This window comes from Streptomyces sp. NPDC002004 (genome assembly GCF_053593975.1).
Window position 1 is genome coordinate 77,193 of sequence record NZ_JBSFDP010000008.1, and the last position, 16,691, is coordinate 93,883.

Annotated in this window: 16 protein-coding genes and 1 tRNA gene; 8 read left to right on the forward strand and 9 right to left on the reverse strand. The window is 73.0% G+C overall.

The window, feature by feature from the left end:
- Positions 1-21: 21 nt before the first annotated feature.
- From ACWCP6_RS15260 to ACWCP6_RS15270, 3 genes are all read right to left on the reverse strand, one after another.
- On the reverse strand, positions 22-1,119 hold the full coding sequence (locus ACWCP6_RS15260) for an LLM class flavin-dependent oxidoreductase (protein WP_450932894.1): 1,098 nt from the start codon (positions 1,117-1,119) through the stop codon (positions 22-24).
- Positions 1,120-1,667: 548 nt separating this feature from the next.
- Positions 1,668-2,405, reverse strand: coding sequence for a maleate cis-trans isomerase family protein (locus ACWCP6_RS15265; RefSeq protein WP_450932895.1), 738 nt, complete (start codon positions 2,403-2,405; stop codon positions 1,668-1,670).
- Positions 2,402-3,307: a maleate cis-trans isomerase family protein gene (locus tag ACWCP6_RS15270; RefSeq protein WP_450932896.1), complete on the reverse strand. Its 906-nt coding sequence runs from the start codon at positions 3,305-3,307 to the stop codon at positions 2,402-2,404. The genes ACWCP6_RS15265 and ACWCP6_RS15270 overlap by 4 nt, the downstream gene beginning before the upstream one ends.
- 649 nt (positions 3,308-3,956) lie before the next feature.
- Here ACWCP6_RS15270 and ACWCP6_RS15275 point away from each other — a divergent pair.
- Both ACWCP6_RS15275 and ACWCP6_RS15280 read left to right on the forward strand, forming a co-directional pair.
- Positions 3,957-4,892, forward strand: a complete 936-nt coding sequence (locus tag ACWCP6_RS15275) for a D-2-hydroxyacid dehydrogenase (protein WP_450933056.1) — start codon at positions 3,957-3,959, stop codon at positions 4,890-4,892.
- 36 nt (positions 4,893-4,928) lie between these two features.
- Complete coding sequence (locus ACWCP6_RS15280; protein ID WP_450932897.1) at positions 4,929-6,314, forward strand: amidase; 1,386 nt, start codon at positions 4,929-4,931, stop codon at positions 6,312-6,314.
- A 42-nt stretch (positions 6,315-6,356) separates the two neighbouring features.
- Here ACWCP6_RS15280 and ACWCP6_RS15285 read toward each other — a convergent pair whose 3' ends face one another.
- Entirely contained in the window at positions 6,357-6,857 is a 501-nt protein-coding gene (locus ACWCP6_RS15285; protein WP_450932898.1) for a DUF3830 family protein, read from the reverse strand.
- A 148-nt stretch (positions 6,858-7,005) separates the two neighbouring features.
- On the opposite strand from ACWCP6_RS15285, the gene ehuB reads away from it, so the two are divergent.
- The 6 genes from ehuB to ACWCP6_RS15315 all read left to right on the forward strand — a co-directional run bounded on the left by ehuB (position 7,006) and on the right by ACWCP6_RS15315 (position 11,314).
- Positions 7,006-7,941, forward strand: a complete 936-nt coding sequence (gene ehuB, locus ACWCP6_RS15290) for an ectoine/hydroxyectoine ABC transporter substrate-binding protein EhuB (RefSeq protein WP_450932899.1) — start codon at positions 7,006-7,008, stop codon at positions 7,939-7,941.
- Positions 7,938-8,684 carry an ectoine/hydroxyectoine ABC transporter permease subunit EhuC gene (gene ehuC / locus ACWCP6_RS15295; RefSeq protein ID WP_450932900.1) on the forward strand — a complete coding sequence of 249 codons (747 nt, stop codon included), beginning with the start codon at positions 7,938-7,940 and terminating at the stop codon, positions 8,682-8,684. Before ehuB ends, ehuC begins: the two co-directional genes overlap by 4 nt.
- Positions 8,681-9,328 (forward strand): ectoine/hydroxyectoine ABC transporter permease subunit EhuD, encoded by a 648-nt coding sequence (ehuD, locus tag ACWCP6_RS15300; protein WP_450932901.1) that lies wholly within the window; start codon positions 8,681-8,683, stop codon positions 9,326-9,328. Before ehuC ends, ehuD begins: the two co-directional genes overlap by 4 nt.
- Positions 9,318-10,142, forward strand: a complete 825-nt coding sequence (gene ehuA, locus ACWCP6_RS15305; RefSeq protein WP_450932902.1) for an ectoine/hydroxyectoine ABC transporter ATP-binding protein EhuA — start codon at positions 9,318-9,320, stop codon at positions 10,140-10,142. The genes ehuD and ehuA overlap by 11 nt, the downstream gene beginning before the upstream one ends.
- Positions 10,143-10,411: 269 nt before the next feature.
- A complete protein-coding gene (locus ACWCP6_RS15310; protein ID WP_450932903.1) occupies positions 10,412-11,170 on the forward strand; it encodes an IclR family transcriptional regulator in 759 nt (252 codons plus the stop codon).
- A 70-nt stretch (positions 11,171-11,240) separates the two neighbouring features.
- Positions 11,241-11,314, forward strand: a tRNA-Lys gene (locus ACWCP6_RS15315).
- Between the two features lie 79 nt (positions 11,315-11,393).
- Here ACWCP6_RS15315 and ACWCP6_RS15320 read toward each other — a convergent pair.
- From ACWCP6_RS15320 to ACWCP6_RS15340, 5 genes are all read right to left on the reverse strand, one after another.
- Positions 11,394-13,094, reverse strand: a complete 1,701-nt coding sequence (locus ACWCP6_RS15320; RefSeq protein WP_450932904.1) for an AMP-binding protein — start codon at positions 13,092-13,094, stop codon at positions 11,394-11,396.
- Between the two features lie 81 nt (positions 13,095-13,175).
- Complete coding sequence (locus tag ACWCP6_RS15325; RefSeq protein ID WP_450932905.1) at positions 13,176-13,667, reverse strand: DUF3592 domain-containing protein; 492 nt, start codon at positions 13,665-13,667, stop codon at positions 13,176-13,178.
- Between the two features lie 101 nt (positions 13,668-13,768).
- The gene (locus ACWCP6_RS15330; protein WP_450932906.1) at positions 13,769-14,374 is read right to left on the reverse strand and encodes a lytic polysaccharide monooxygenase auxiliary activity family 9 protein; all 606 of its coding nucleotides are present in this window, start codon (positions 14,372-14,374) and stop codon (positions 13,769-13,771) included.
- Positions 14,375-14,450: 76 nt separating this feature from the next.
- Positions 14,451-15,110 carry a nucleoside/nucleotide kinase family protein gene (locus ACWCP6_RS15335; protein ID WP_450932907.1) on the reverse strand — a complete coding sequence of 220 codons (660 nt, stop codon included), beginning with the start codon at positions 15,108-15,110 and terminating at the stop codon, positions 14,451-14,453.
- 175 nt (positions 15,111-15,285) lie between these two features.
- Positions 15,286-16,683 carry an SPFH domain-containing protein gene (locus tag ACWCP6_RS15340; protein WP_450932908.1) on the reverse strand — a complete coding sequence of 466 codons (1,398 nt, stop codon included), beginning with the start codon at positions 16,681-16,683 and terminating at the stop codon, positions 15,286-15,288.
- Positions 16,684-16,691 lie beyond the last annotated feature (8 nt).

Sequence of the window (16,691 nt, forward strand, 5' to 3'; positions counted from 1 at the left end):
CGGGGTCCGGCTGCCCGGCCGTCAGGCGCGCGGCAAGTCGTAGGCGTCGGCGATCAGTTCGTACGAGCGCAGGCGCGCCTCGGGGCTGTGGGCGTTGGCGGTGAGCATCAGCTCGTCGGCGCCGGTCCGCTTCTGGAGGCCGTCGAGTCCGGCGCGGACCTCGTCCGGGGTGCCGTGGACGACGTTGGAGTTCCAGTTGGTGACGAACTCCTGCTCCATGGGGCTGAACGGGTGAGCCTCCGCCTCCTCCGGGGTCGGCACCAGACCCGGGCGACCGGTGCGCAGACGCACCATGCCCAGGGCCGCGGCGAGCACCTGCCGGCGGGCCTCCTTCTCGTCGTCCGCGGCGAGCGCCGACACGCCGATCAGGGCGTAGGGGGCGTCGAGGACGGCGGAGGGCCGGAAGGACTCCCGGTACAGATCGAGCGCCGGGATCGTGTTCTGCGCGGAGAAGTGGTGCGCGAACGCGAACGGCAGACCGAGGACGCCGGCCAGCCGGGCGCTGAAGCCGGAGGAGCCGAGCAGCCAGACCGGGGGGCGGTGCGGGGACTGGACGCCGCCGGGGGACGTGCCCTGGACGGGGCCCGGAACCGCGTGGATACGCGCGTAGGGGTGGCCGTCGGGGAAGTCGTCGTCGAGGAAGCGGGTCAGTTCGGCGAGCTGCTGCGGGAAGTCGTCCGCGCCTTCGTTCAGCCCGTCGGTGCGGCGGAGCGCTGCCGCCGTGGCGCCGTCCGTGCCCGGGGCCCGGCCCAGGCCCAGGTCGATGCGGCCCGGGGCCAGCGCCTCCAGGGTGCCGAACTGCTCGGCGATCACCAGCGGGGCGTGGTTCGGGAGCATGACACCGCCGGAGCCCAGCCGGATACGGCTGGTGTGGGCGGCGAGGTGCGCCAGGATCACGGCGGGCGAGGAGGAGGCGACGCCCGGCATCGAGTGGTGTTCGGCCACCCAGTAGCGGTGGAATCCGCGGGACTCGGCGAGGCCTGCGAGGGCGACGCCGGTGCGGAGCGCGTCGGTCGCGGTGCGGCCGGCGCCGACGGTGACCAGGTCCAGGACGGACAGGGGGGTCGGGGCCGCACCCCTCTTGGTGCCGCGGATCTCGTCGGGGTTGGCCTCTGCCACGGGGTTCTCCTGTTGCCGGTTTCCGTTCTCTCCGGGGGTCACAACAGGAGGGTGGCTCCGTTTATTCCCCCGCGCCCTCGGCGCCCCCGGAGCGAGCGCCCACAGCGAAGCCGGCCCCTCCTTCACCGCGCCCGGCGACGCCCCGGGGCCTGTGGGTCCCGGGGTCTGTGGGTCCCGGGGCCTGTGGGTCCCGAGGCCTGTGGGTCCCGAGGCCTGTGGGTCCCGAGGTCTGCGGGTCCCGGCGCGGGGGTGTCGGGCCGAGGTGTCCGGCGGGGTCTCGACCAGGGGGCCTCGCGGTGGGCACAGCCCCCACGCGACCGGGTGCGGCGAAGCGGGCGGTGCGCCGCGTCCGCTCAGGGAGCCCCGCCGCGGGCAGTCGTTCCGCCGGGGCGGAACGGGTGAGCACAGCCCCCACGCGACCGGGTGCGGGAAAGCGGGCGGTGCGCCGGTGCCGGGGCGCAGCAGCCGAGGCGGCGGGCGGCCCCGGCAGGGGCCCGGGCGCGGTCCCGGTGCCCGTGCGAGGGGCGGTCACCCCCCGCACGGGGGCGTCAGGCGTTCGCCTGGACGATGGGCTCCTTGGTGAAGAGGGCGCCCATGGAGGGCGCGTTCACACGGCGGTCGGCCAGCCGCAGCGCCTCCCAGACGGTGACCTGGTTGGCGGTGAGGACCGGCTTCCCCAGGGCGGTCTCCAGGTCCCGGAGATGGGAGGCGGTGTGCAGCGCGGTGTCGGGGAGCAGCACGGCGTCGGCGTCCTCGTGGTCCCCGGCGAGCGCCAGCTCCCGGACCTCGGCGGCGCCCCAGGTGCCGACCTCCGCCGCCGTGATGATGCCGCTGCCGCGCGCGGCGACGACCTCGAGACCGCCTGCCTTGAGGAAGGAGCCGAAGAGCGCCGCCACGTCGTCGGGATAGGTCGCGGCCACCGCGACCCGCCGGGCGCCCACCTCCCGTGCCGCGTGCACGAACGCGAAGGACGTGCTGGACGCCGGCAGCCCCGCCGCCTGCGCCAGCGCCCGCACCTGCTCGTGGGCGCCCTCCCAGCCGTACACGAAGCTCGCGCTGGTGCACGCCCACACCACCGCCTCCGCCCCGGACAGCCGCAGCTCCTCGACGCCGGCTGCCAGCCGCTCCGCCGCGCCCATCTCCAGGAGGGCGTCCACCCGGTGCGCGTCCTCTCCGATGTCCGTGTGCACCACGGTGAGGCGGATGTCGCTGCCGAGCAGCTGCTCCATGCGCGGGTAGTCGTCCTCGGCCGAGTAGCCGGGGTAGAGAAATCCGAGGGCGGTCACGTCCAGCCTCCTTCTGCGGGCGGTGCATCCGGCACATCCGGTACCCCGGGTGCGTCGGGCCCGTCCCGTACGTCGGACACAGCGGGCAGGGCCGACGGGTCCAGCTGTCCGGCCCCCGGACGAGCGCCGGGGTCGAGCAGTGCCTGATACGGCCCTACCGCACGCGTACCCAGCTTGCGCAGCGCAGCCCACATCGTCACCTGATTCGCGGAGAGGACCGGGATGCGCAGCTCCGCCTCCAGCTGTGGGATCACGTCGTACGTGGGCAAGTTGGTGCAGCTGATGAAGAGCGCGTCGACCTCTCCCCGCACGGCGTCCCTCGCCATGCCGACGACGTCGCGGTAGGGCACCTTCCAGATGTGCCGGGTCAGCCCCAGGCAGGCGCGTCCCGTGACGTGCACCCCGGCCTCGGCGAGATACGCCTCCAGGGCCCTGGTCACGGACGTCGTGTACGGCGTGACGAGCGCGATGCGGCGGGCCGACAGCTCGTCGAGCGCCTCGAGCAGCGCGCCGGACGTCGTGAGCGCGGGAAGGCGGCCGTCCTCGGAGCCCGCACGGGTCATGGCCTCGCACATGGCCCGTTCGCCCGCGATGCCGCCGACGAAGCTGCCGGAGGTGCAGGCGTACGCGAGCACCTCGGGCTCGGCGGCGCTCAGCGCGCGGACCGCCTCGCCCAGCGTCTCGTGCTCGCTGACCAGCCGTGCCAGGTCCAGGCTGACCTCGACGGGGACGTACGGGGTACGGGTGAGGTAGAGCGAGACCTCGTCCGGGACCCATCGCCACAGCTCACGGTCGAGGGCGAAGTCGAAGGGTGCGACAACGCCGATGCCGCGCTGCGGACGGGGGTCCCCACCACGCCCGGTGGGCTGTGGGGGAGGTCCGCCGAGAAAAGAGACGTCCATAGCAGGCCCCAGAGTGGGTAGAGCGTGCGGAGGCGGCCTTGCGTCGCGAGGGCGGCGTCGGGCCGTCGGGACAGAGGAGAACCGGCGCGCGCCGGGACGTCGGGACGCGGATGGCGGACCGTGTGAAGGGCCCGTGTTGACGACGGTAGGTTCGGGTGCCAGCGTGGGTCAATCCGCACATCTCAGACGACTCCAAAAACTCGGTAACACCACCGGTGCCGACGGAGTCCGGCGGGGCAGCCCGAGGACGGCACGCGGGGCGCCGCCCGGCGACGACCTGCGGTGACGCCCTTCCGCGACGGCGTCCCGGCGCACTAAGGGGCGCACGAAGCACGGGCGGCGGACGGACGGGGCGCGCCGGGCGGCGGACGACGACGGAGGACGGACGGCAGGAGACGGGTGGCAGAAGACGGACAGCGGAAGACGGACAGCGACGACACCCCACCAGAGAAGCGGGCCCCCTTTGCCAAACGGTTTCGTCCCGAAGTCAGAATCGCCCCGGCCGACAGCCGAACAGCCCCTGGCGGCATCCGAATCCCCCGTGCCGGCCCCGGCCTCCCGCGCGCCGGCGCCCGCACCGCCCGGGCCCGGCCCCGCCCCGTCGGCATCCGCCCCGGCGTCGGCCACCGATCCGGCCGCCGAACCCACCCTGCTCGTCCTGGACGCCGATCCGCCGCCCCGGCTGGGCCGGCTGACGGGCCGTGTGCGGGTGCTGCACGCCCGTGACGCCGACGCGCTGGCCCGGCAACTGCCACTCGCGGACGCCCTGTTGGTGTGGGACTTCACCTCGGACGCGGTACGCCGGGCCTGGCCGGGCGAAGGGCCCCGGCCACGCTGGGTGCACACGGCGAGCGCGGGCGTCGACCATCTGCTGTGCCCCGAACTCGTCGCGTCCGACACGGTGGTGACGAACGCGCGCGGCATCTTCGAGGAGCCGATCGCCGAGTACGTCGCCGCGCTCGTCCTCGCGATGGCGAAGGACCTGCCGCGCACCTGGGACTTCCAGCGGGAGCGCGCCTGGCGGCACCGCGAGACGCAGCGGGTGGCCGGGACGCACGCCTGCGTCGTGGGCACGGGACCGATCGGCCGGGCCGTGGCGAGGACACTGAAGGCGCTCGGCATCACGACGGCCCTGGTGGGGCGCACGCCGCGGACCGGTGTGCACGGCCCCGACGACCTGGACCGGCTGATCGCGCGCGCCGACTGGGTGGTCTGTGCGGCTCCGCTCACGGACTCCACGCGCGGCATGTTCGACGCACGCCGGTTCGGCGTCATGCAGCCGTCGGCACGGTTCATCAACGTGGGGCGCGGCCCGCTCGTCGTCGAGGAGGACCTGGCCGAGGCGCTGACGAAGCGGTGGATCGCGGGCGCCGCGCTCGATGTGTTCGAGGAGGAGCCGCTGCCGTCCGGCAGCCCCCTGTGGACGGCTCCGGGGCTGGTCGTCTCGCCGCACATGAGCGGGGACACGATCGGCTGGCGGGACGATCTGGGCGCGCAGTTCGTCGAGTTGTACGAACGCTGGGCGTCCGGAAGGCCGTTGTCGAACGTGGTCGACAAGAAACGTGGGTATGTCCCAGGGCACTGACCCGACCCTGACTCGTGCCGACCCCTGGGAGAGCGGATGACCGAGCTCACGGACCTCACCGCCGTCCAACTCGTCGACGGCTACCGCAAGGGAGAATTCAGTCCCGTCGACGCCGTACGGGCCGTGCTGCGACGGATCGACGAGGTCGAGCCCGTCGTGAACGCGTTCGTGCACGTGGCCGCGGACGAGGCCCTGGAGCAGGCGGAGGCATCGGCCCGGCGCTGGCAGCGCGGCGAGCCGCAGGGGCTGGTCGACGGCGTGCCGGTGTCGGTGAAGGACCTGCTGCTGATGCGGGGCGGGCCCACCCTGCGCGGCTCGCGGACCGTCGACCCGAAGGGCCGCTCCTGGGACGAGGACGCGCCGTCGGTGGCCCGGCTGAGGGAGCACGGCGCCGTGTTCGTCGGCAGGACGACGACGCCCGAGTTCGGCTGGAAGGGGGTCACGGACTCGCCGCTCACCGGTGTGACCCGCAATCCGCGCGACCCGTCGCGCACCGCGGGCGGTTCCAGCGGCGGCAGCGCGGCGGCGGTGGCGGCAGGGGCGGGTCCGCTGTCGCTGGGCACGGACGGCGGCGGCAGTGTCCGCATCCCGGCCGCCTTCTGCGGCATCTTCGGTCTGAAGCCGACGTACGGCAGGGTGCCGCTGTACCCGGCGAGCCCGTTCGGCACGCTCTCGCACGTCGGCCCGATGACGCGGGACGCGGCGGACGCCGCGCTGATGATGGAGGTGATCAGCGCCCCCGACGCTCGTGACTGGTCGCATCTGGGCCCGGTCACCACCGACTTCCGCCAGGCGCTGGACGGCACGGTGCGCGGTCTGCGGGTCGCCTTCTCGCCGACCCTCGGCGGCCAGGTGGCGGTCCGGCCCGAGGTGGCCGCGGCGGTGCGGCGGGCCGTGGAGGGGCTCGCGGCGCTCGGCGCGTACGTGGAGGAGACCGACCCCGACTTCACGGATCCGGTGGAGGCCTTCCATGTGCTGTGGTTCAGCGGGGCGGCGCGGGTGGTGCAGCATCTCGGGCCGCGGCAGCGGGACCTCCTGGACCCCGGACTGCGGGAGATCTGCGAGGAGGGCGCCGGATACAGCGCCCTGGACTACCTCGCCGCCGTCGACACGCGGATGGACCTGGGCCGGCGGATGGGCCGGTTCCACGCGTCGTACGACCTGCTGGTGACCCCGACCGTCCCCCGTACCGCCTTCGAGGCGGGCGTGGAGGTGCCGCCCGGCTCGGGACTGCGCCGCTGGACGGGCTGGACGCCCTTCACGTACCCCTTCAACCTGACCCAGCAGCCGGCCGCGACGCTCCCCGTGGGTACGGACGGCGCCGGTCTGCCCATCGGTCTCCAGCTGGTGGCCGCCCGGCACCGCGACGACCTGGTGCTGCGCACGGCGCACGCGCTGTACGAGGCGGGTCTGGCCTCCTGACCGCCGGCCACCGCGCGGGGCCACGGCCCCGCGCGGCCGGACTCACACCCGCCGGAAGGTGAGGCTCTCGCCGAGCGCCCCGGCCCGCCACAGGTCGTTGGCGGCCTCGGCCATCCGGTCGAGGCCGTCCACCACCTGGCCCCAGACGATGCCGGGCACCCATCCGACGTCGCCGTTGAGGAGCAGGTTGTTGCGCTCGTAGAACAGGGCCAGGTCGATGACCGGAACCCCGGCGCCGACCCCGGCGCCCTGGCCGTAGCCGTAGGACTGCGTGCCCAGTTGGGTGCCCGAGAAGGAGAAGTAGCACAGGTCGCCGGGGATGGGGGTGACCGTGGGGTTCTCCAGCGGGGGCTCCGCCTCGGCGAAGGCGGGGAACAGCGCGTAGATCTCGTTGCGGGCGTACTTGGCGTGGTAGACGTCGGCGGCGAGCGGGAGCGCGTCCCAGACCGCCGCGCAGGTGACCGGGGCGCGGTCGTCCAGCAGCTTGGCGGTGCACGTGACGCCGCGCTTGTCGAGTCCGACCTCGATGTAGCGGTCCGTCATACGGCCTCCTCGGTGCGTGGGTGCCTCTCATGTCCCGTACACCTCTCCCCTACCCACGGTGGCCGTCCCACGCGCGGCGGAGCGCCCCGGACGGACGGGGCCGGAAACGATCGGCATACCTCGTGTGCGATCGGGTAGCCGCGCGCCCATGGCTCCACCACTTGGGAACAACGTTGGTCACATGGACAGATCCGTACGCCGCCGCGCCGTTCTCCTGGGCGCGGCGGCCGTGGGCGCCGCCGGCATCACGGGGTGCAGCCGGGCCGCCGACGAGGGGCGGGTCGAGGGCGGCGACCTGCTGGAACGGCTCCGCGCGTCCGGCACCGTCAAGGTCGGCATCGCAGGCGAACAACCGTTCGGTTATGTCGACGAGGACGGCCGGGCCACCGGTGAGGCGCCCGCGATCGCCAAGGTCATCTTCAAGCGTCTCGGCATCCCCCGCGTCAAGGCCGTCCCGACCCAGTTCGGCGCACTGATACCCGGCCTGAAGGCGCTCCAGTTCGACGTCGTGTCGGCCGGGATGTACATCAACCCGCCCCGGTGCGAACAGGTGCTGTTCTCCGATCCCGACTATCTGATGCTCGACGCCTTCATCGTCCGCAAGGGCAATCCGCACGGGATCAAGTCCTACGAGGACATCGCCAAGAAGGGTCTGAAGCTGGCGAGCGGCACGGCCTACGCGGAGATCGACTACGCCAAGGCGGCCGGCGTCAAGGACGTCCTGGTGATGCCCGACCAGGTGGCGGGGCGCGACGCGGTCGCACAGGGCAGGGTGGACGCCTTCGCCGGCACCAATGTGACCGTGAAGGGGGTGGTGAAGGGCAACAGCAGGGTCGAGGCCACCGAGCCCTTCCAGCCCATGGTCGACGGCAAACCGGCCTACGGCGCGGGCGGATTCGCCTTCCGGCAGTCCGAGAAGAACCTCCGCGACGCCTTCAACGAAGAACTGCACAAGCTCAAGAAGAGCGGCGAACTCCTGCGGATCGTCCGGCCGTTCGGCTTCACCGAGCAGGAGATGACCGACCTGACCGTCGCGAAGCTCTGCCCGCCACCGAAGGGCGCAGGCAAGGGGGCCTCGTCATGATGTCGTCGGAGTTCTTCTTCGAGTGGTTCCTCCCGGGCATCTGGATCACGCTCCAGGTCCTGGTCTACAGCGCGGCCCTCGCCTTCGCGATCGCCTTCCCCATCGGCATCCTGCGCACGTCCCGCCTCTGGATCGTGCGCTTCCTGGCCGGTGCCTACTTCGAGATCTTCCGCGGGACGTCGGCCCTGGTCCTGATGCTGTGGATGGCCTTCGCCGTGCCGCTCCTGCTCGGTGTCCAGTTCGTGCCGATGGCCGTCGGAGTCCTGGGGCTCGGCCTGACCTACGGGGCCTACGCCTCCGAGATCGTGCGGGGTGCCCTCGCCGCCGTACCGGCCGGGCAGCGTGAGGCGGGCGTCGCGCTCAGCTTCACCCGGATGCAGCGGCTGCGCCGCATCGAACTGCCGCAGGCCTGGCCGGAGATGATCCCGCCGTTCAACAACCTGCTGATCGAACTGCTGAAGGGCACCGCCCTGGTCTCGGCGGTCCTGGTGACGGACATGACCTTCGCCGGCAATCTGCTGCGTCTGGCCAAGAACGAGAGCGCGCCCGTCTACTCGCTGCTCCTGCTCCTGTACTTCGTCCTCGCCTTCGTCCTCACCCGGGGGATGCGCGCCCTGGAGCGGCACGCCAAGTCGAGGGTCGGGCAGCAGCCCGAGCGCACCCGCTGGTTCGCCGGCCTGCGCGCCAAGACCGACGTCGCCGTGGTGACTGGGGCCTCCACCGGAGCCGGGAGGTCCGAGTGAACTGGGACTGGAGCGTCGTCGACGCGTTCATGCCGCGATTCTGGGACGGCCTGCTGATCACGCTGCAGGCGCTGGCCTGGGGCACCGTGATCGCCTTCACCCTGGGACTCGTCTGGGCGATCGCCCAGCGCTCGTCGCAGGCCTGGATCCGGGTGCCGGTGACGGTGGTCACCGAGTTCGTCCGCAACACCCCGCTGCTGGTGCAGCTGTTCTTCCTCTTCTACGTGGTCCCGGAGTGGGGACCCTCGATGTCCCCGCTCACCACCGGCATCGTCGGTCTCGGCCTGCACTACTCCACCTACACCGCCGAGGTCTACCGGGCGGGCATCGAGGGCGTACCGGCCGGGCAGTGGGAGGCGGCGGTCGCCCTCAACCTCCCCACACGCCGCACCTGGACCGCGGTGATCCTTCCCCAGGCGGTCCGCCGGGTGGTGCCGGCCCTCGGCAACTACGTGGTGGCGATGCTGAAGGACTCCCCGCAGATCTACGTCATCGGGGCCCTGGACATGCTGGGCGAGGCCCAGGCGTACAGCCAGGAGACCTTCACCACCGAGGCGGTGACGGTCGTCGGCGTCGCCTTCATCCTCATCGCCTTCCCCGCCTCCCTCCTCCTGCGACTTCTGGAGCGTCGTCTTGTCCGCTGACCCCACCCCCATCCCCGCCCCCCGGGAGACCGGTAACCCCGCCGTCGACGGCAGTGAGCTGATCCGTTTCGACCAGGTCACCAAGCGGTTCGGCGGCAACACCGTCCTGGACCGGCTGGACTTCTCCGTGAACTCCGGCAAGCACGTCACCCTGATCGGCCCGTCCGGCTCCGGCAAGACGACGATCCTGCGGCTGCTGATGACCCTGCTCAAGCCCGACGAGGGCACGATCAAGGTCGGCGGCGAGTACCTCACGCACGAGGAGCGCGGCGGCAAGCTGGTCCCGGCCGGCGAGAAGCACGTCCGCGAGGTCCGCAAGAACATCGGGATGGTGTTCCAGCACTTCAACCTGTTCCCGAACATGAAGGTGCTCAGGAACATCACCGAAGCGCCGGTCACCGTCCTGGGCCAGTCGAAGGACGAGGCCGAGGAGCGCGCCCGCGAGCTGCTCGACATGGTGGGGCTCGCCGACCGCTGCGACGCCTATCCGTCCCAGCTGTCCGGAGGCCAGCAGCAGCGGGTCGCCATCGCACGGGCCCTCGCCATGTCCCCGCAGGTGCTGCTCCTCGACGAGGTGACGTCGGCCCTGGACCCGGAACTGGTGGCGGGTGTGCTCGACGTCCTGCGGGACATCGCGCACACCATGGACATCACGATGGTCTGCGTGACGCACGAGATGAACTTCGCACGCGACATCTCCGATTGCGTCCTGATGTTCGACTCCGGCCGGGTCATCGAGTCCGGTCCGCCGGAGAAGATCTTCAACGAGCCGGAGCACGAGCGGACCCGGGAGTTCCTCAGCGCGGTCCTCTGAGCCCCCGCGATCCGGGCGGGGTACGGGGCACGTGGTCCGTCCGGGGCGCGGGGCCCGGGTCACGGTGCGCCCGGGCCCGCGCCCCGGGCGCACCCTCGTGACCGCCCCGACTCCGGGGCGTGACCTCGGCATATGCCATATGGGCGCGTCCCCGCCGGTCGGCGCGGGGCGCGCCTTCGTTATCCCCAACAGCCGCTCCCCCGGCCGCTCTTGGCGGCTATCGTGGAGGCACGCCCAGCTGTCCGGAATCGACCCGTCAGGGGGACCCCGTGGCGCTGCAGCACGAGTCGACCGCGCCGTACCACTCGGTGCAGCACGCCCTGCGTGTGCTGGACGTGGTCGCCCGGTACGGCACCGGGGTCACCGAGCTCCGGCTCGCCCGGGCGACCGGTCTGCCCGCCGACCGGCTGTCCGGATTGCTGCGCATGCTGCGCCGCGAGGGATACGTCGGACAGGCCGCGGAGGGCGTGTACGTCACCGGGGACGCCCTGCACCGCATCGGCTCGGCCCATGCCCGCGACCAGGCGCTGCGCGAGAAGCTCCAGCACGCCCTGGACCGGCTGCGCGACAAGGTCGGCGCGGCGGTGTACGTGAGCCGGTACGTCGACGGGGAGGTACTGGTCACCGGTGTCGCCGACGGCCCGCGCACCCCGTCGGTCAGGGAGTGGGTGGACTTCCGCTCCTCGGCCCATGCCAGCGCGGTCGGCAAGAGCCTGCTGGGGCAGCTCGATCTGGACGGGCGCCGGGACCACCTCTCCCGGCACCGGATGGTCCGCCTGACCTCGCGCACGATCACCAGTGAGCGGCTGCTGCTGTCCCGGCTGGACGCCCAGGTGCCGACGGTGCCCGTACTGGACCTCCAGGAGTACGCCGTGGGGACGGTGTGCGCTGCGGTGCCGATCACCGCGGGGGCGTCCGTGGGATGCCTCGCGCTGTCCCTGCCGGTCGAGCACGCGTACCGGCTGCGCGCCGCCGCGGACACGCTGAACCGGGGCGCGGCGCCGGTACTGCTGTCACTGACGATCTAGGTCCCCGGGCGCCGGGCGGGGACGGTCAGGAGCACCCCTCCGGACCAGGTAGTATTTTCTCTGTCAGCAGGCGCCGCTAGCTCAGTTGGTTAGAGCAGCTGACTCTTAATCAGCGGGTCCGGGGTTCGAGTCCCTGGCGGCGCACCGACCGGAAAGGCCTCTCGCTTCGCGCGAGGGGCCTTTTCGCATGGGCGCGACGGCTAACCGAGGGGCCCGACCGCGATCAGCGCCCCGCCCCGGCCGGCCGCTGCGGCGCTCCGGCCGCCTCCCCCAGCAGCTCCTCCCGCCCCCTGGCCCGGTACTCCTGCCGCAGCCCCGCCGCATCCGCCGCGGTGAGGCGCCGGTACGTGCCTGCGCCCCGCGGCCTCCACCACACCTCGCCCCCGCACAGAAAGCCCTCGCGGCGCAGCGCGACCCGGTGGATCTTGTTCGTGGCGGTCACCGGCATGTGATCGACGACCCGGACGTACCGCGGCGCCATCTTCGTGCCGAGGTCCGGCTGGGCGAGCAGGAACTCCGCGAAGGCGAGGGGGTCGAAGGCGGCGCCGCCGTGGAGGGCGACGGCGGCCATGACCTGGTCGCCCGCGGCCGGGTCGGGCACCGCGTACACGGCCACGGCGGCGGCGTCCGCGTACCGCGCGAGGATGTTCTCGATCATCGAGGCGGCGAGGTTCTCACTGTCCACGCGGAGCCGGTCCTCGGTGCGCCCGGCGAAGTAGAGGAAGCCGTCGGCGTCGCGGTAGAAGAGGTCACCGGTCCAGTACCAGCCCTCGCGCAGGCGTTCCGCCTCGGCCGCGGGGTTGCGCCAGTAGCCCTCGAAGGGGCTCGCCCCCCGGTTGACCAGCTCACCGATCGCGGTGTCGCCGTTGAGCAGCCGTCCGGCGGCGTCGAACTCGGCGGCCGGGCACTCGGCGCGGGTGACCGGGTCGACGACCGCGAGGTCGTTCCCCGGGGCAGCCGGCCCGATCGCGCCCGGCGGCGTGCTCGGTGTCCGCTGGATCGCGGCGCCGCCCTCCGACGACCCGTAGCCCTCGACCAGCCGGACCCCGAACCGCTCCTCGAACCGGGCCGCGTCCACCGCCCCCGCCTCGGTGCCGAAGCCGGTGCGCAGCGGGTTGTCGTGGTCGTCCGGGCGCGGCGGGGTGGCCAGCAGGTACTGCACCGCGCGGCCCACGTAGGTGAAGTAGGTGGCCCCGTACCGGCGCACGTCGTCCAGGAAGGACGAGGCGGAGAAGCGGCGGCGCAGGGCGACGCCGGCGCCCGCGGCGAGCGCGGGGGCCCAGTCGGCGATCACGGCGTTGCCGTGGAAGAGCGGCATGCAGACGTAGTGGACGTCGTCGCGACGGACCCCGAAGTGCTCGACCAGGGACCGTCCGGCCTCGGCGAGACGGCCCTGCGAGCAGATCGCGGCCTTGGGTGCGCCGGTGGATCCGGAGGTGAAGTAGAGGAGCAGCCGGTCCGACGGCGCCGCCTCGCGGAAGTCGTCCGGCTCGGCGGCCGCGTACGGCGCGAGCAGGTCCGTGTACGCCTCGGTGTCGGTGACCAGCAGCCGCACCCCGGGCAGGGCGAGGCCGTCGAGCAGCGGCATGCGCGCCCGCTCGGTGACCAGGATCCGGCACTCGGTGTGCAGGATGTCGCGGGCGAGTTCGGGGCCGCGCCGGGTCGGGTTGATCCCGACGACGGCGGCCCCGGCGAGTGCCGCGGCGCTCAGCCACAGCGGGAACTCGGGCGTGTTGTCGAGCAGGACGCCGATGTGCGGCTCGGCGCCGGGCGGCAGGAGGTCGGCGAGCAGCGCGGCCCGGGCGGCGGCGCCCGCGGCCGCCTCGTGGTGGGTGAGCGTCCGCCCCTCGCACCACAGTCCCGGCCGGTGGTCGCCCCACCGTTCCCGTACGAGCTCCGCGACGGTACGCGTCGGGTCGGTCATGGCAGAGCACCCTAACTGACGCCTCGTCAGTTGTGGAGAGCGCGTACCCTCCCCGCCCGGCCCCGCACGGCCGGCGCCGCCTCAGGGCGCGACGACGGAGACCGCCCCCTGCCCGCCGAACACGTCGTCGCCGTCCGAGGCCGCCCCGTACATCACCATGAAGCCGACGCAGAAGGCGATGAAGACGCCGAGGAAGACCAGCAGGCCGGCGGTACCGGCGAAGGTGACCGCCTTGCGCGGCGGCCGCGCGGTCGCCTTCTCGGGCCGCTCGGCCGTGTAGTGGACGGGCACGATGTCGCCCTCGACGGTCGTCCCGGGGCCGTCCTCCTCCTCGAAGCGGAAGGCGCGCCCGTCGCGGGTGGTGAACTCGTAGACGTGGTGCAGCGTGGTGGAGGTGCGGCTGTGCTCGCCACTGCTGTGGACGGTCGTGTAGGTGCGCAGACAGCGCCCCTCGGCGACGAGTCCGCTGTCCCAGGCGGCCGACAGGTCCCGGGCGCGGCGCACCACCGCATAGGCGAAGAAGAGAGCCCCGGCGATCATCAGGCCCGGAATGCCGTAGAAGAAGATGTCCATGGTCGTCCCCCGTGTTCGCAGCGTTCTGCGCACGCCGCACCGGTCGTGTGCGGCGTGCGAGAACCTACCCGTGGGGGGAGCGCAAGTGCCTCAAGGAAGCCTCAGAAATCGACGTCCGAGCAGGCGTAGAAGGCGTTCGCCGTGTCCGCGATCGTCCAGACGGCGAGGATGACGTGGTGCCCGGTCCTGCCGGTGGGGATCGTGCCCTGGTGGGTGAGCGTGGCGGGCGGCCGCTGACCGTTGTAGGGGACCGTCAGGAACGGCGTGGCCTCCAGGGCGGCCCTGGTGAGCGGCTTGCTGTCGTCCCAGCCGCTCCTGGTGATGAAGTACCTGAAGTCGGTGGTGGCGTGCTGGGCGGTGAACTGCCAGCGGAAGGTGTACGTCTGCCCGCCGGTGAGGCGGGTCGTCGGCCATGCGGTGCCGGACGGGGTCCGCGGCTGGTCGAGCGCGCCGAAGTTGTCGTGGTTCGCCGAGCAGATGTGACCGTCGGCGGGCCCGGCGGCCGGGAAACCCTTGGGCCCCTCGACACTCTGGGGTTCCCACTGGATGTCGCCGCACCCGGTGACGGTGCCGCCGTTGGCGGCGCACCGCTTCTGCCGGCTGAGGGGCTGGTCGGTGTAGCCGTGGCCGCTGGCGCCACCGGTGGAGAGCACGAAGGCTCCCACGGTGGCCAGCCCGAGCAGGGCCGCACAGATCTTTTTGCGCATGCTGACGCTCCTGGACGACGTGGGGGAGTTCCGTGAGCCGTGCGCGCACCGCGGCCAGGTCTAGACCAAGTTCAGATTATTGCTGAGCGTTGAACATGTCCATACCAATGGACAGGTCCATGCCCACCGTGGAGACGACCCGGTCGCACCGCCCGCGCGACCCCTCCACCAGCTCGCCGTTGGGGTCGTCGTTCGTCTCGACCCACCGCCGGGCGCCGTCGGCCGACCGGCCGCCCACCAGCTGCCGCTCGACCAGCCGCACCCGGCGCACGTGCCGCGGCGCCTCCACGTACCAGCACTCCCCCATCAGCTGCCGTGCCTCGCGCCAGCCGGGCAGATCGCAGGCGAGGTAGTTCCCCTCGGTGACGATCAGCCGGGCACCGGGCGTCACCCGGTGCCGCGCGGCGACCGGCTCGTGCAGCGTGCGGTCGTAGTCCGGTACGTAGACGTCGTGGACGGTGTCGGCCAGGACCCGGCGCAGCAGCGCGACATAGCCCTGGACGTCGAAGCTCGGCTCCGAGCCCTTGCGGCCGGCGAGGCCGAGCCGGTCCAGCTGCGCGTTGGACAGATGGAAGCCGTCGAGCGGCAGATAGGCCGCCTGCTCCCCGTATTCGGCGACCAGGGCGCGGGCCAGCGTCGACTTGCCCGCCCCGGGCGGGCCGGCCAGCCCGAGCAGGACCCGCGGGCCGTGCGCGGTGAGCTTCCAGGCCTCGGCGGCGAGCCTTTGGATCCCCATGGGGGGACTGTACGCAGCCGCTGGGAACTCCGTGCAGCCCTCACCGGACCCGGGGCGAGCCACGTCGCCCGGCGCCGAGGGCTCCGCACTCCGGGCGGGGCGGCCACGCCATCTGCCCTGTCGCGTACGGACTGCTCCCCGTCGTCGCGGGCCGGGCGCCCCGCGCCCCGTCGTATCAGGAGTGCTCCCCGCCCCGCCCCGTGCAGAACGCCACCGTCAGATCCTTCACGAGCGCCTTGCGTTCGTAGTCGTCCAGCTCGACCAGACCGCGCAGGGTCAGCCGGGTCACCGTGTCCTCGACCGAGTCGACGACCGAGGTGAGCACGCTGTCACGGTGCTGCGCGTCGAGCGCGGCGATCCGGCGGCGCTGCATCGCCGCGGCCACCTCGGGGGCGTACTCGATCCGGGTGGGCTGTGCCGAGAAGACCTCGATGCCGACCGGTTCGACCTCCGCGGCGAGCAGCCGGGTCAGCGCGTCCCCGACCGCCTCCGCGTTGCGCAGGGTCGGCGCGTCCTGCGCAAGACGGGCCCCCTGGACCGCGAGGGGGGCGTCCGCGGGAAGCTGCGAGAGCACCCGGACCAGCGCCGACTCCACGCTCCCCCGCAGGAACTCCTGGTGGTCGGCGACCGTGAGCGCCGCCCGTGCCGTGTCCTTGACCTGCCACACGACCAGCACGACGACCCACAGCGCCACACCGTGGGCGTCCACCGCGGGCATCGGTTCGCTGCGCCAGTGCCGCAGCCGTACGTCCACGTCACGCCGGAGCAGCAGCGGACTCACCCACACCAGGCCGGTGCGCCGCACGCTCCCCCGGTAGCGGCCGAACAGACTGAGCACCCAGGCCCGCCCGACCCTGCCGCGGGTGAGCCCGCCGAAGCCGAACAGGGCGAGAACGCCGGAGCCCGTGATGAGCGCCCACTGCCGCAGGCCGAGCCCGGCGCCCACGTACCAGGGAAGCCCGAGCACGCGGACGGCGAGCGGCGGCAGGAAGCCCGCCCACCACAGTCCGAAGAGGCTTCCGGCCAGTCCGACCGCACCGGCGAGCACGCCGACCACCCCGGGCAGCGCGGGGCCGGGGCGCTCGGTCAGGTCCGGGTCCACGGTGGGCGCGGCCCGCACGCGCGTCTTCGAGGGGATGCGCCGGCCCGTGCGCGACTGCTCGCCGACGCCGCCCGCCGGGGTGCCGGCCGCGGCCTGCACCCCGGGCCAGGTGGCGGCTCCGGCGCCGGTGCGGGTGGAACCGGGCGTCCCGGCGGCCCGGCCTCCCGCGCCCGGCCGTCCCGGGACCACCGCCGGAGGCAGCGGCACCGTCACGGTGGTGTCGGGGTCGTCACGGAAGAGCAGATGTACGGGGATCCTGGTGGTGGACTCGTTCTGGATGAGCCGTGGCCCCCGGGCGGAGGGCTCATGGGCACCCTCGGGCACACGCGCGCGGGCACCCTCGTGGACCGCCTCCGGCACGCGCGGCGGCCTGGCGGCGGGCTCGGGGACGCCGTCGGAGACGAGGGGTGCGCGCGCACCCGGCTCCTGGTCCCCGTCCGGCGCCGGGGACTGCGCAGTGGACGAACTCATCCGTGCCT